18 protein-coding genes and 1 other RNA gene are annotated in these 13,254 nt (G+C 65.8%); 13 read left to right on the forward strand and 6 right to left on the reverse strand.

The window, feature by feature from the left end:
- Positions 1 to 13 precede the first annotated feature (13 nt).
- Positions 14 to 1,684: a DNA repair protein RecN gene (gene recN, locus LK996_RS09510; protein ID WP_230526948.1), complete on the forward strand. Its 1,671-nt coding sequence runs from the start codon at positions 14 to 16 to the stop codon at positions 1,682 to 1,684.
- On the opposite strand, the gene fur is transcribed toward recN, so the two are convergent.
- Complete coding sequence (fur, locus tag LK996_RS09515) at positions 1,681 to 2,085, reverse strand: ferric iron uptake transcriptional regulator (RefSeq protein WP_230527520.1); 405 nt, start codon at positions 2,083 to 2,085, stop codon at positions 1,681 to 1,683. The genes recN and fur overlap by 4 nt on opposite strands.
- Before the next feature lie 50 nt (positions 2,086 to 2,135).
- Here fur and LK996_RS09520 point away from each other — a divergent pair, with 50 nt between their 5' ends.
- Complete coding sequence (locus LK996_RS09520) at positions 2,136 to 2,528, forward strand: outer membrane protein assembly factor BamE (RefSeq protein ID WP_230526949.1); 393 nt, start codon at positions 2,136 to 2,138, stop codon at positions 2,526 to 2,528.
- 43 nt (positions 2,529 to 2,571) lie between these two features.
- Here LK996_RS09520 and LK996_RS09525 read toward each other — a convergent pair whose 3' ends face one another.
- Entirely contained in the window at positions 2,572 to 2,844 is a 273-nt protein-coding gene (locus LK996_RS09525; protein WP_230526950.1) for an RnfH family protein, read from the reverse strand.
- 5 nt (positions 2,845 to 2,849) lie between these two features.
- Entirely contained in the window at positions 2,850 to 3,281 is a 432-nt protein-coding gene (locus LK996_RS09530; RefSeq protein ID WP_230526951.1) for a type II toxin-antitoxin system RatA family toxin, read from the reverse strand.
- 46 nt (positions 3,282 to 3,327) lie between these two features.
- Between LK996_RS09530 and smpB the strand changes: the two genes are divergently transcribed.
- Positions 3,328 to 3,849, forward strand: a complete 522-nt coding sequence (smpB, locus tag LK996_RS09535) for an SsrA-binding protein SmpB (RefSeq protein ID WP_230526952.1) — start codon at positions 3,328 to 3,330, stop codon at positions 3,847 to 3,849.
- A 40-nt stretch (positions 3,850 to 3,889) separates the two neighbouring features.
- Here the strand turns inward: smpB and LK996_RS09540 are convergent, their stop codons facing one another.
- A complete protein-coding gene (locus LK996_RS09540) occupies positions 3,890 to 5,749 on the reverse strand; it encodes a sensor histidine kinase (RefSeq protein ID WP_230526953.1) in 1,860 nt (619 codons plus the stop codon).
- A 108-nt stretch (positions 5,750 to 5,857) separates the two neighbouring features.
- Here LK996_RS09540 and ssrA point away from each other — a divergent pair.
- The 5 genes from ssrA (at position 5,858) to LK996_RS09565 (ending at position 9,195) form a co-directional block, all read left to right on the forward strand.
- Positions 5,858 to 6,211, forward strand: a transfer-messenger RNA (tmRNA) gene (gene ssrA / locus LK996_RS09545).
- A gap of 162 nt (positions 6,212 to 6,373) precedes the next feature.
- On the forward strand, positions 6,374 to 7,636 hold the full coding sequence (locus tag LK996_RS09550; protein WP_230526954.1) for a tyrosine-type recombinase/integrase: 1,263 nt from the start codon (positions 6,374 to 6,376) through the stop codon (positions 7,634 to 7,636).
- A complete protein-coding gene (locus tag LK996_RS09555) occupies positions 7,633 to 8,112 on the forward strand; it encodes a hypothetical protein (protein WP_230526955.1) in 480 nt (159 codons plus the stop codon). The genes LK996_RS09550 and LK996_RS09555 overlap by 4 nt, the downstream gene beginning before the upstream one ends.
- A 65-nt stretch (positions 8,113 to 8,177) precedes the next feature.
- Positions 8,178 to 8,480, forward strand: a complete 303-nt coding sequence (locus LK996_RS09560) for a helix-turn-helix transcriptional regulator (RefSeq protein WP_230526956.1) — start codon at positions 8,178 to 8,180, stop codon at positions 8,478 to 8,480.
- Between the two features lies 1 nt (position 8,481).
- Positions 8,482 to 9,195 carry a hypothetical protein gene (locus LK996_RS09565; RefSeq protein ID WP_230526957.1) on the forward strand — a complete coding sequence of 238 codons (714 nt, stop codon included), beginning with the start codon at positions 8,482 to 8,484 and terminating at the stop codon, positions 9,193 to 9,195.
- Between the two features lie 170 nt (positions 9,196 to 9,365).
- Here the strand turns inward: LK996_RS09565 and LK996_RS09570 are convergent, their stop codons facing one another.
- A complete protein-coding gene (locus tag LK996_RS09570; protein WP_230526958.1) occupies positions 9,366 to 9,968 on the reverse strand; it encodes a hypothetical protein in 603 nt (200 codons plus the stop codon).
- A gap of 214 nt (positions 9,969 to 10,182) precedes the next feature.
- Positions 10,183 to 10,671 (reverse strand): arsinothricin resistance N-acetyltransferase ArsN1 family B, encoded by a 489-nt coding sequence (locus LK996_RS09575; protein ID WP_230526959.1) that lies wholly within the window; start codon positions 10,669 to 10,671, stop codon positions 10,183 to 10,185.
- A gap of 83 nt (positions 10,672 to 10,754) precedes the next feature.
- Here LK996_RS09575 and LK996_RS09580 point away from each other — a divergent pair, with 83 nt between their 5' ends.
- The 5 genes from LK996_RS09580 (at position 10,755) to LK996_RS09600 (ending at position 13,251) form a co-directional block, all read left to right on the forward strand.
- Positions 10,755 to 11,093 (forward strand): ArsR/SmtB family transcription factor, encoded by a 339-nt coding sequence (locus LK996_RS09580; RefSeq protein ID WP_425493736.1) that lies wholly within the window; start codon positions 10,755 to 10,757, stop codon positions 11,091 to 11,093.
- Positions 11,090 to 11,578 carry an ArsI/CadI family heavy metal resistance metalloenzyme gene (locus LK996_RS09585; RefSeq protein ID WP_230526961.1) on the forward strand — a complete coding sequence of 163 codons (489 nt, stop codon included), beginning with the start codon at positions 11,090 to 11,092 and terminating at the stop codon, positions 11,576 to 11,578. The genes LK996_RS09580 and LK996_RS09585 overlap by 4 nt, the downstream gene beginning before the upstream one ends.
- A complete protein-coding gene (locus LK996_RS09590) occupies positions 11,548 to 11,961 on the forward strand; it encodes an arsenate reductase ArsC (protein WP_230526962.1) in 414 nt (137 codons plus the stop codon). Before LK996_RS09585 ends, LK996_RS09590 begins: the two co-directional genes overlap by 31 nt.
- Positions 11,958 to 12,632 (forward strand): aquaporin, encoded by a 675-nt coding sequence (locus LK996_RS09595; protein ID WP_343225873.1) that lies wholly within the window; start codon positions 11,958 to 11,960, stop codon positions 12,630 to 12,632. The genes LK996_RS09590 and LK996_RS09595 overlap by 4 nt, the downstream gene beginning before the upstream one ends.
- A 64-nt stretch (positions 12,633 to 12,696) precedes the next feature.
- On the forward strand, positions 12,697 to 13,251 hold the full coding sequence (locus LK996_RS09600; protein ID WP_230526963.1) for a hypothetical protein: 555 nt from the start codon (positions 12,697 to 12,699) through the stop codon (positions 13,249 to 13,251).
- Positions 13,252 to 13,254 lie beyond the last annotated feature (3 nt).

The raw sequence follows: 13,254 nt of genomic DNA on the forward strand, positions 1-13,254 counted from the left end.
TTACGCTAACGCCATGCTCACGCACCTCGCCATCCAGGACTTCGCCGTCGTTCGCGCGGCCGAACTCGATTTCGGACCCGGTCTGACCGTGATCTCCGGCGAAACCGGCGCCGGCAAGTCGCTGCTGGTCGACGCATTGGGCTTCCTGTCCGGCGCGCGCGCCGACAGCGGCGTGGTGCGCCACGGTGCGCAGCGCGCCGAACTGGTCGCGGTGTTCGACCTCGCCGACGCGCCCGAAGCGGCCGCGTGGCTGCGCGAACAGGAACTCGACGACGACGGACAAGCCTGCCAGTTGCGCCGCACGATCCGCGCCGACGGCGGTTCGAAGGCGTGGATCAACGGCCGTCCCGCGACGATCGCGCAACTCGCCGAGCTCGCCGCGATGCTCGTGGAAATCCACGGCCAGCATGAACACCAGGCGCTGATGTCGCGCGCGAGCCAGCTTGCGCTGCTCGACGCCTTCGGCCGCAACGACGCCAGGCTCGCCGACGTGCAGGCGGCCGCGCGCCGCTGGACCGCGCTCGTGCGCGAACGCGATGCGCTGTCGCAGCGCGGTGATCCCGGCGATCGCATCGCGTTCCTCGGACATCAACTGGTCGAACTCGCGCGCGATGCGCTGGAGCCGACCGCGTTCGCCGAGCTCGTCGCCACCCACAAACGCCATGCGCATGCGGCCGGCCTGATCGCCGCATGCGATGGCGCGTCGTCGAAGCTCGGCGGCGAAGACGGCCCTTCGCTCGGCCGCCAGCTGCAGCAGGTGCGCAACGAACTCGCGCGCCAGGCCGAACACGAACCGCGCCTGCTCGAAATCGACGCGATGCTCGACACGGCCGCGATCCAGCTCGACGAAGCCGCCTCGCTGCTCGAACGCGTGCGCTCGGACCTGGACCTCGACCCCAACGCCTTCGACGCGCTCGATCGCAAGCTCACGCAACTGCACGACCTCGCGCGCAAGCATCGCGTCGCGCCCGATGCACTCGCCGCGCAACGCGATGCGGTGGAAGCGGAAGTCGCGTCGTTGCAGGGATCGGAAGCCCGCGTGCGTGCGCTCGACGGCGAGATCGACGCGGCGCGCGCCGCCTGGTCGACGGCCGCCGCGGCGTTGACGCAGGCGCGCACGCAGGCCGCCGATGCGCTCTCCGCGTCGACGACCGCGCTGATCGGCGAACTCGGCATGGGCGGTGGGCGTTTCTCGGTCTCGATCGAACCCAACACCGGCGCCGACCCCGACCCGCACGGCGCCGAGCGCATCGAATTCCTCGTCGCCGCCAACCTAGGGCAGCCGCCGCGCGCGTTGCGCAAGGTCGCCTCGGGCGGCGAGCTGTCGCGCATTTCGCTCGCGATCGAAGTCGCCGCCCTCGGCCTCGACGCGGTGCCGACGATGGTGTTCGACGAAGTGGATTCGGGGATCGGCGGCGCGGTGGCCGACATCGTCGGCCAGAAACTGCGCGCCCTCGGCGCGAAGCGCCAGGCCCTGTGCGTCACCCACCTGCCGCAGGTCGCCGCGCAGGGCCACGCGCACTACTTCGTCAGCAAGGCCGCCAGCGACGGCATGACCCAGAGCGCGGTGCGCAGGCTCGAAGCGAAGGAACGCGAGGAAGAACTCGCCCGCATGCTGGGCGGCGTGGAAGTGAGCAAGGAAGCCCGCGCGGCGGCCCGGCGCCTGCTCGCCGACGCGAACTAACGCTTTTTCTTTCGCACGTAGAGCACGAGCGCGTGCTCTTCGATCTCGTAACCGTGGGCTTCGGCGACCTGTCGCTGCAGCTCCTCGATTTCCGCGCTCTGGAACTCGATGACCTTGCCCGTGTCGATGTCGACCATGTGGTCGTGGTGCTCGCCGCGGTCCAGCTCATACACCGCGTGGCCGCCCTCGAAGTTGTGCTTCAGCACCAGGCCCGCGGCCTCGAACTGGGTCAGCACGCGGTAAACGGTGGCCAGGCCGATCTCGTCGCCGTGCTCCAGCAACTGGCGGTAGATGTCCTCCGCGGTCATGTGCCGCGGGCGGGTCTGCTCCAGCAGCTCGAGGATCCGCATGCGCGGATGGGTGACCTTGAGCCCGGCCTTGCGGAGATCCTGCTGTTCCATGGCGGTGGAGTGTATCATCGGCCCTTCCCCGCGCCTGTCCCCTTCATCGAATGCGCAAGCTGCTCATCGCCCTCGCTCTCGCCGCCTCTGTTTCCGGTTGCGGCATGCTGTACCGACAGCCGATCTACCAGGGCAACCTGATCGAGAAATCCAACGTCGAACAGTTGCAGCAGGGCATGGATCGCCGCCAGGTGATGAACCTGCTCGGCAGCCCGTCGGTCGCCGACCCCTTCCACCACGATCGCTGGGACTACGTCGCCACGCAGCGCACCGGTCGTGTCGGCGCGACGGAGATGAAGACGTTCACCGTCTTCTTCGAAGGCGACCAGGTCGCGCGCTGGGAAGGCGAATACTTCGCCGAGCAGGACAAGGAACTCGCGAACGAAATGCGCGGTCGTTACGGCAACCTGCCGGTCGACAAGAAGAAGCAGCGCGGCCGCTGAGCCGCGCGGCGCGATCGCCGAACCCCGATCGATTTGCTGACCCCTATTTGCCGCGCGATGCCGCGCGGCGCCTGCGCGCGTCCTTCGGATCGGCGACCAGCGGCCTGAGCAACTCGATGCGGTCCGCGTCGTGCAGTTGCGACTCTGGCGTCGCGCGCACGCCGTGCAGCGCAAGGCCATCGATCCCGAGCGCCGCGAGCCGTTCGCCGCTGAACCCCGCGGCCTCGAGCGCATGCGCGACCGTCGCGCCCATCGGCACCGTCACCTGCCACGATTCGAACGCGCGTGGCTGCGCGAGCACGATTTCCACGCGCATGCGCCCTACTCCGCGCCGCGGTCGGCGGCGCGCACGAAGTCGTCGACCATGCGATCGGCCAGGCCCTGGAACCCCAGCGCGAACGCCGGCCCGAGCAACTTGTTCTTCGGTTCGAAGTCGAGCGTCAGCGTGACCTTGCACGCCGATTCGTCGAGCGCATGGAACTGCCAGCGCCCGTGGAGCTTCCTGAACGGCCCGTCCTTCAGGTGCATGTCGATGTGGTGCGGCGGCGCGAGCGTGTTCTCGGTGGTGAACCACGTGCGCAGCGAGCCGAGCCCGAGGTCGAGCCGCGCGACCACGCGCGTGTCGCCGGCCTCCAGCACCTGCGCGGCTTCGCACCAGTCGAAGCGGCGCGGATAGGCCGCGATGTCGTTCACCAGCGCGAACATGCGGGCGGCGGAATGTTCGACGAGGGCGCTGCGCTGGATCGTGGGCATCGGGTCGGGTTCGCCTTGCGCGGGCCGCATGCGCGAGAATGGCGGGATGAACAAGAAAGCGGCCAAGGATAAGGGAAAGCCGGCCTCCGGCGCGGCAAAGACGCCCGCGCAGAAGACCATCGCCCTCAACAAGCGGGCCAAGCACGAGTACCACCTCGAACAGAAGATCGAGGCCGGCATCTCCCTGCAGGGCTGGGAATTGAAGGCGATCCGCGCCGGCCGGGCCAACATCGGCGAGAGCTACGCGATCGTGAAGGACGGCGAGCTGTACCTGTTCGGCGCGCAGATCACGCCGCTGATCTCCGCCTCGACCCACGTCGTCGCCGAAGCGCACCGCACGCGCAAGCTGCTGCTGCACCGGCGCGAGATCGACGAGCTCATCGGCCGCGTGCAGCGCGACGGCTACACGCTCGTGCCGACCGCCCTTTACTGGAAGGCGAACAAGGTCAAGACCGAACTCGCCCTCGCCCGCGGCAAGCAGACGCACGACAAGCGTGAAGCCAGCAAGGAACGCGACTGGAACCGCGAGAAGCAGCGTTTGCTGCGCCGGCACAACAAGGACGCCTGAAGCAGGAACAGCGCCCAGAGCAAAAACAGGGGTCAGAGCACTATTTCGGGTCGAAATAGTGCTCTGACCCCTGTTTTTGCTCTTCCAGGGTGAACATGAACTTCGCGCCCTGCCCCGGCGCGCCGTTCGCGCGGATCGTGCCGCCGTGGCGTTCGACGATGCGTTTCACCGTCGCCAGGCCAATGCCTTCGCCGGCGAAGCGTGCGTCGTCGTGCAGGCGCTGGAACGGGCGGAAGAGTTTGTCGACATACGCCTGGTCGAACCCCGACCCGTTGTCCTGCACGTAGAACGTTCGGCCATCGGCTTCGACGCCGACGCGGATGTGCGCGGCTTCGCGATCGCGCGTGAACTTCCACGCGTTGCCCAGCAGGTTCTCCAGCAGGCTGCGCACGAGCACGCGGTCGGCCTGCGCGGCGAGTCCGGGCGCGATGTCGACCGTCACCTGCCGATCGGATTCCGCGGCGCGCAACTCGGCGACGATGTCCGCGCTCATGCGCGACAGGTCCAGCGCTTCGGGTTGCACGTCGCCGCGCGCGACGCGCGAGACCTTCAACAAGGCTTCGATCAATTCGCTCATGCGCGATGCGGCGCTGCGCACGCGATGCAGGTAATCGCGGCCGGTCGTGTCGAGCGCCTGTGCGTGGCGATCTTCGAGCACGCGACTGAATCCCTCGATCGCGCGCAACGGCGCGCGCAGGTCGTGCGACACCGAGTAGGCGAAGGATTCGAGCTCGCGGTTGGCTTCGCTCAATTCGCGCGTGCGGGTTTCCACGCGCGCTTCGAGGCCGCGATTGAGCGCCTGCACGCGCGCCTCGCTGCGTCGCGCGGCGGCCGACATCTCCGCCGCGAGACGCTGCGCGCGATTCTCGGTCTGCGCGAGCGACCACGCGATGCCGAACAACAGCAACGACGCGAGCAGGCCGACGATCAATGCCGTACGCAGCGGCGCCAGCCCAGGCACCGCATCGAACAACGACGCCGACGCGAACTCGAAACGCCAGCGCCGACCGTAGGCGTCCGCGTTGACGACGTGGTGGAACGCCGCCGGCGCCGCGCGCGGATCCACGGGATCGGCGTAGACGAGTTCCGGCTTCCCGTCGGTGATGTCGAACAGGCGGAAGCGCACGCTGCGCTTGACCGGCGCGAGCGCGACCTGCACGAAACGTTCGGCGCGGATCGGCGCGTACACCCACCCGGTGAGCGCGGCCTCGCGCTCCAGCGGCGTCTCCGGCGCGACGCCACCGGCGAACACCGGCACGTACAACAGGAATGCGGGCACGCGCGGATCGAGATCCTGCACCAGCTTCACCCGCGAGGTCATGCGCGGCGCGGCTTCGCGCATCGCGCGCTCCATCGCGGCGCGGCGCACGGGGTCGTAGTACATGTCGAAGCCCATCGCGCTGAGATTCTCGGCGGTGCGCGGCTCCAGGTAGACGATCGGCGCGTAACGCTCGCGCACGCCGCGCGGCCAGACCGTCAGCAATCCGCGACCGCTGTCGCGCAGGTCGATCTGCAAACGCTCGAGCTGGTAACGCCCGACACTCGCCGCATAGCCGAGTCCGACCATCGACGGGAACCGATTCGCCAGGTCCAGCCCGTCGACATACGCGTGCCACTGCGCGGGCGTCGGCCGCTCCATGCTGGCGAACAAGGCGGCGCCTCCACGGATCGTCAGCTCGTAATTGACGAGACGCGAAGCCAGCAGTTCGACGACTTCATCGCATGAGCTTCGGAAATCCGCTTGCGCCGTGCGCAGCATGTTCTGCCGAGCCGCATTCCACGCGATCACGACCAGCAGCGTCGACGCCACCAGCACCAGCACCGCGAGCGCAAAACCGCCAATGCCCGGCTTGCGTCGGGGTGCGTTGGGCGCGGCGGGGGAACGCGTCGCAATCGGCATGGCCCCAGCATAAGCGGCGATGAACCCGCGCTGGCCCCCAGCCCTTCACGACTTGCCCCCACGGCACCCGCCCCTATACTGGGTGGGTCAGCGAAATCGATGTCTCCCGGGGGTGCACTGGCTTCGACGGGGGTCGCGAAATCACTTGGCGCATGCCGAGGGGGTAGCTTTCCTCGTTAATCCAGCTGCAAAAACCTAGACGCGAACGACGACGTCTACGCTCTGGCCGCTTAAGGCCTAGCCCCGAACCCACTTGTGCCTGTGCTCGTGGATGTAGGGTCATCATCACAGGATCGGTTGAGGTGGCGACCCGTCAGCCTCGGCTTAACCCAAAGCGGGTGTGTCCCCTGGCGTGCTTCGCACGTCGTGTTGCCAGGGGCCGAGAACGAACGGCGAGCTAAGCATGTAGTGCCGGGGATGGAGTGCCTTCGGACGGGGGTTCAATTCCCCCCACCTCCACCAACAAGGAAAAAGGCCCGCCCAGCGCGGGCCTTTTTCTGTTTAATTATCAGCAATTTACTGCGCTTTTTGCCAATTTCGTAGCGACCGCGTGTCGGATCGATGTCGCGCCGGTTGTGCAGATATATACACTCGGCCGCGTCACTGGTTCTCCGGTATGCACAAATGGTCGCGTCCACGCCCGTCCGTTCTCGCCGCGACTGCGCGCTGACGGATCGGTTCATTGCATCCATCAAGAAGCCCGGCGTGTACGTCGACGGCGGCGGTCTCGCGCTGCATGTGCTCGACACCGGCACGCGAAGCTGGCGGTTTCGTTACCGCCTCGACGGCCGCGCCGCCATCGCCGTGTTCGGCACGTACCCGGAGATGAGCCTCGCGAAGGCGCGCGCCGCATTGGAAGACGCGCGCCGTAACGTCAAGGCGGGCATCCGCCCGGTCGGGATCAAGCACGCCGAAAACCATGCGCGCCGCGCTACGCGCGCTACCGGCTCGACGCTCGGGGACGTGGCCGAGCAATGGTTCGAAATGGCAAAGGCAGACGCATGGTCGGACAGCACCGCGATGAAAACACGCGGCCGGTTGGACCTCCACATCAAGCCGACCGCGTTGTGGCAGACGCCGATTCGTAACATCGACGTGGCGATGGTCACCCCACTCCTCGACAAGCTGCACCGCGAGAAGCCGGACACCGCGAAGAAGGTCAAGCAAATCCTAAACGGAATCTTTCGGTGGGCGGCCGCGCGCGGCATCGTCGTGCACAACCCGATCCCCGAGACGAAGCCGGGCAGCGGCATGCGCGGGCGCAAGGCCATGCAGCGCGACGGCAAGCGACTGCCCGCTGTCACCGAGCAGCGCGCGCTGGGTGACCTGCTTCGAAAGATCGACCAGGCGCAAGCTTCGTGGCAGGTACGCGGCGCGCTGTTCCTTTGCGCCATGACTGCGCAACGACCAGGCCGCGTCGTCGCCGCGCGCTGGGAGGAATTCAAGCTGACGGGGAAGAACCCCGTCTGGATCATCCCCCGCGACCTTCAGAAGAACTCCGACGGCTCGCGCGGCGATCACGTCGTGCCGCTTGCGCCGCAAGTTGTGGACTGGCTGAAGACGCTGCCGAGCACGTCCGAGTTCGTTTTCGAAACGGCGGTCGGCCATGTGACGCTGGAGGCGCCAAGCAAGCTTCTCCGTTCGCTCGGGTTCGCCGGCACGCACACGCCGCACGGGTTCCGATCTTCGTTTTCGACATTGGCCAACGCGGCGAGCCGCCCCGATGGCAGCCGCATGTTCGATCGCGTCGACATCGAACATGTACTCGACCACGAAACGCTTTCCGACACGGTGCGCAGCTACGACCGCGCGCGCGCCGTGCCTCGACTGCGCGTGATTCTTGAATGGTGGGCATCGACCCTTATCGAAGCTAGAGACCGCAAGTGACCAAGCGACTTTCGGATGGCGCAAAACTCCAAGCGCGCATGATGGCCGCGCGGATCGAGGCCCGCGCGCTGTTTCCGGCCGACGACCCGCGCGGGTATCCAACGCCCGATGTGCGCGCTGAAATGCAAGAGGTTGCCGCCTTGCTTCGCAGTGCGGGACAACCCCATGCCGGCAAGCCCGATAACGGGCGCGCGTATCACTGCATCGACGTGATGAAGGCGACGGGCATGACGGCACGCAAGGCCGCACGCTGGGTGCTTGCCTGTGAACAATGGCAAAAAGAATGGCATGACGCGGTCGACCTCGGCGCCGATGACCGCCAACGCGAACTGATGGCTGACTTCGAAGCGGGGCTGACGAAGTGGGCCGCCGCAATCGACACGAAGGACGCGAAGCGTTTGCACGACAAGGTCATCAAGGTGCAGGCGCAGGCGCGTCGCGGCGGACTGAATCAATGGGTGGCATTTACCGGTTGAATGCCCCTTTGCCATCACGCGCCACCGGTCGATCCTGACGCGGTCGGTCAACGGATGGCATCCAAATGGATAGGTTGTTTCTAGATTCCGCTGAAGTGCGCGCGCTGCTGCACGAAGGCAGGACCACGTTCTACGGGTCCGGCGGCAGCTTCCATCACCCGCAGTTCCCGCCGCCAATAAAGCGACCAGGCCGCGCGCCGGTGTGGTTCCGGTCAGACATCGAACAGTTCGCGGCCACGCTGGCGAACGCGTGTCGCCAAGCACATGCAGCCGATCTGCTTCTCAACACGTCGGTCAGTGCGCACGCACGAGGGCGCCGCGGCCGTCCCCGCAAGCCGCGGTTGACCGAAGCCACGGCCGAGGAATGACATGCGCGCGCGGAACATCAAACCCGGATTTTTCGAGAATGAAGTGCTGGCCACGCTGCCGCATTGGGTGCGCCTACTGTTCGCAGGCCTGTGGTGCTTGGCGGACCGAGGCGGGCGCCTTGAAGATCGACCTGCGCGCGTGCACCGCGCGCTATTCGCGGGCGAGGCGCTCGATGTGGACAGCGGCCTTTCGATGTTGGCCGATGCCGGGTTCATTGCCCGATATACCGTCGACGGCGTGTCCTGCATTCAAGTTCTGGCATGGGATCGCCATCAATCGCCGCACATGAAGGAGCGGGAAAGCGACCTGCCGCCCATGCCCGGCCGCAAGGTCCGGCCCGACCAGGCGGACGGAGTCGTTGTTGGCTGCGCACAGTGCTTGCCCGGTGCCGGCACCGACCACGCACAGTGCGTGCCCGGTACCGCCACCGGGCAAGCACCGGAACACGATGGTGCGCGCCCGCCTGATTCTCTGATTGCTGATTCTCAATCTATTGATTCTGCTTTTAAGGCTTCGGGTACGACACCGAACAAGAGCGCTGCAACCGGCAATGCCGTGCCTGCACGCACGCATGCTGGCCCGAACCGATCGACACGCACGAAAGAAAAGCCGTACGTATCGCCGGGCGCCGCGGCGTTGATGAACAAGGAAAGCCCCGCGGAGAACCAAGCCGCGTATGAACGACACCTTCGCGACATGGATTGCGAACCCTGAAGCGCAGTGCCCGCGGTTGCACCAACACGCGGGTGAACTAGCCGGGGGGGATAGATCGGCTTTGGCGACGCGCCCGTCAGCCGGCCGCCCCCTGCTTCTACAAATAATTCCAACGGTTCACGGCCTCGCGCTCCAGCGGGCAGTACCCGCATGCTGGGACTGCGCGCTGGTCAGTAGATGCGCCTGCACGCGCTTGCAATGGAGCGGTGGGTAACCATGATCGCCGGTTTGTCCACCGTGTCGTCGCGCGCGCGCCAGACCAGCCGGCACTCTGCCTGCTTGCTGTAACGCTCCTCTTTCACTTCTACCGCGTGGTAGAGGGTTCTACGGTCACCGTCTGGTGCGACCCGGCCGACATACTTGCATTCCACCGCGTTGAAGAATCTGCACCCGTATTCGGCCATCACGACGTCGACCGCGGCGAAGAAGCCGGCCGTGTCGATGATTTCAACGATGGCATCGGCATCGAACTGACTTTCGTCGAGAAGCGCTTCGTCGTACTTCATGCTGAGGCAGTAGACGAATGCGTTTGCGACATAGACCGCGCTGAAGGTGCTGCCGTGAACGTGCCACGCCTGATTAGCCGGAATCTCGCCCAGAATCGCCTTCACCGGCTCGGGCATGTTCTCGTTCGTCCATACCTCGTGCGCCCCTGCTTGAACGACGGTCGTTCGCGTGCCCTCCGCTTCGTCGAGCACGCCGCCGGAATGCTTCTCCGCATTCTGATAGTCGACAAGCGATCCGACGCGGATGGTCCCGTCGTTGACCATCATGTCCGCATACTTTGCCTTCGTATACTTATAGAAGCGCCGAACCGGTTGACGCCCAATGCGCGCGATTGATTCGCGAATGCAGGCATCTAGATACTTGGTCCGCAGCACCCGTGTCCGTCCGTTCGGAAGCACGACGGTGTACCAGTGCTCTTCAACCATACGAGTTCGCCAAGTCCATTTTGGGCATCCGCATCGACGCCTGTGTCACGTGCACCTAAAGCAGCAATTGCCAGTAGCCGACATCGATCCATCTTTCTTGCTTGAAGCCTACACGCTTGAAGTGCGCGACCCTCTCGAAGCCGAGTCGCTCATGCAGCGCGATGCTGGCGTCGTTCGGCAGCGCGATGCCGCCGATCACCGTTTGCATTTCGCGCGCGCGCAGTGCATCGATCAGCGCGGCGTACAGCGCCTTGCCGATGCCACACCCCTTGCGCGCCTGGTCGAGGTAAACCGTCGACTCAACGGAGTAGCGGTACGCGCACCGCCCTTTCCACTTCGATGCATATGCGTAGCCTGTGATTGCACCGCCTTCCACCGACACCAGCCACGGCAGCTTCGCGTCATGCCCTTCGCCGATGCGCCCTGCCATCTCGACCGTCGACACCGGTTCGGTTTCAAAGGTGATGCAGGTCGTCGCGACGTAGTGGTTATAGATGGCCGCGATTGCGGCGGCGTCGTCCTGTTCGGCGGGTCGGATATCCATCGGGCGATGGTCGGGGGCCTTGGGTCAGCCGGCAAGGCCCGGTTGACTTCCTTCGTCATTTCCATATTCTTGGAACTATGGAAATGTCCTCATCCCTTGCTTGCCTTGCCGCTCTTGGCCACGAATCGCGCCTCCGGGCATTCCGCCGCCTCGTTGAGGCCGGCCCCGACGGCCTGCCGGTCGGCGAGCTGCGCGAGAGCCTTGACCTACCGCCGGCCACGCTGACGGCGCATCTCAACGTGCTGCGGTCGGCCGGCCTGGTCATCGACCAACGCGAAGGCCGGGTGATTCGCGTGCGCGCGAACTACGAACAAATGAACGACCTGCTCGCCTACCTCACCGAGAACTGTTGCGCCGGGTCCGGCGCGTGCGCCCCGGTGTCCTCAACCTGTAAGCCGCGCAAAAAAGGAGCTTCGAAATGAACCGGTTCCACGTGCATCTCAACGTCGCCGACCTCGACGGGAGCATCCGCTTCTACACCGAACTGTTCGCCGCGCCGCCGAGCGTGCGCAAGGACGACTACGCCAAGTGGATGTTGGAAGACCCACGCGTCAACTTCGCCATCTCCAACACGGGCCGCGCGCCGGGCGTCGACCATCTCGGGTTGCAGGTTGATTCCGGCGAGGAACTCGCGACGCTGGGCAAGCGCCTTGAAGCCGCAGGCGGCAGCGTCATTCCGGAGGAAGCGACCATTTGCTGCTACGCGCAGTCCGACAAGAACTGGACTGAAGACCCACAGGGAACACGCTGGGAGACCTTCCACACGTTCGGCGATGCGACGACGTACTACGCGGCCGATGCGGCCTGCGCGACCGATGGTGCCGCCTGCACGCCGACCGTCACGGCCATGAAGCCGAAAGTCGACAAGGGCGCTTCGTGCTGCTCGCCGGCTTCGGCGTGTTGCTGATGAAGCGCGTGCTGTTCGTCTGCGTCGAGAACTCAAACCGCAGTCAAATGGCCGAGGCGTTCGCCCGCATGTTGGGCGACGCCGACGTTGAAGCACTAAGCGCGGGGTCGCGTCCTTCCGGCGTCGTCAACCCGAAAGCGGTTCGCTTCATGGCGGAAGTCGGGTACGACCTGACCATGCACACGTCGAAGTCGCTGGATGACGTCGGCGGCGAGTTCGACGCGGTGGTCACGATGGGGTGCGGCGACGCGTGTCCGTGGGTGCCTGCGAAACGCCGCGAGGATTGGGCGCTGAGCGACCCCAAGGACATGGACGACGCGGCGTACCGCGCGGTGCGGGATGACATCCGCGCGCGCGTGCGCGCGCTTCTGGCGGCTCTGTGAGCCGACTGACGCGCGCCCTGTTCGCGGAGGCTCTCGGCACCGCGTTGTTGCTGGCCACCGTCGTGGGTTCGGGGATCATGGGCGTCAAGCTGGCGCAGGGTAACGACGCCATCGCTCTGCTCGCCAATGCTGGCGCGACGGCCGCGATCCTGTATGTGTTGATCGTCGTGCTCGGCCCCGTGTCCGGCGCGCACTTCAACCCGGTGGTGACGCTCGCGATGCGCCTTCGTGGCGCGCTGACCAGCCGAGAGGCTGCCGCATACATCGCCGTGCAGGCCATCGCCGCAATCGTCGGCGTCGCTCTGGCGCACGGCATGTTCGACCAGGCGTTGCTTCAACCGGGCACGCATGCGCGCGAGGGCATCGGGCAGTGGCTGAGCGAGGGCATCGCGACTTTCGGGTTGTTGCTGACGATCCTGTTGGGCATCGCGCACCGCCCGGCAGCCGTGCCCGCCCTTGTCGCTGCCTACATCTTCGCGGCGTACTGGTTCACGGGCAGCACGTCGTTCGCGAACCCCGCGGTTACCCTCGCCCGGTCGCTGACGCAGTCGTTCGCGGGCATCCGTCCGGGCGACGTGCCCTTGTTCGTGGCGGCACAAGCTGCCGGAGGTGCGGCGGCGCTGGGCGTCGCTCGGCTGCTGCGGGCGGAAGACCCCGAACGTTCGGTTTGAAGTGGCGGTCGAGTGTCCGCTTTCGACCCAAAGCGGACATTCACGCCGGGGTAGACTCCGACTCTTGGCCAAGCGGGTCGATGGGGCTGCGATGACCGGGACGTCAAAGCAATTTGTCGCTGATGCGCTACTTCCGAACTACCCGCCGGATGTTCCCATGCGGCTTGCGCACTGGGCGGGATTGGCATTCGATCGGAATCGATACTCCGACTTCGCCCCTGCCGAAATTTGGGATGCCGTTTTCAAAGTGCATTCGGGCCGCCCTTCGGAGGTCGCGGTGATCTCGGCGGGGGACCTGGCGTTGGATCGTCGCCCTGCACTGATAGCGCCCTCCCGCGAGGCCGTGATGTCCTATCTCGGCGCCGACTTCAGGTTCACTTCCGATCACTACGTCTTTTCGCAGAACCATGAGTGGATCTGTCGACTAGATCAGGATGTGACGCTCATTGCGGGCGACACCAATTTCATTAGACAAGTCGTCGCGAGTTGCGGCGGGCTGCAATCTGTAATGGATCTGATGCTCGATGACTTTGATCCGGGTCCATCGGACTCGGTCGGCCTGCGTCGGTATCTCGCCGAAATAACCCGCACTCTCCGGCCAAGTTCGAACGACGACTAATGT

The sequence above is a fragment of the Noviluteimonas lactosilytica genome, assembly GCF_020866925.1.
Classification (GTDB): domain Bacteria; phylum Pseudomonadota; class Gammaproteobacteria; order Xanthomonadales; family Xanthomonadaceae; genus Noviluteimonas; species Noviluteimonas lactosilytica.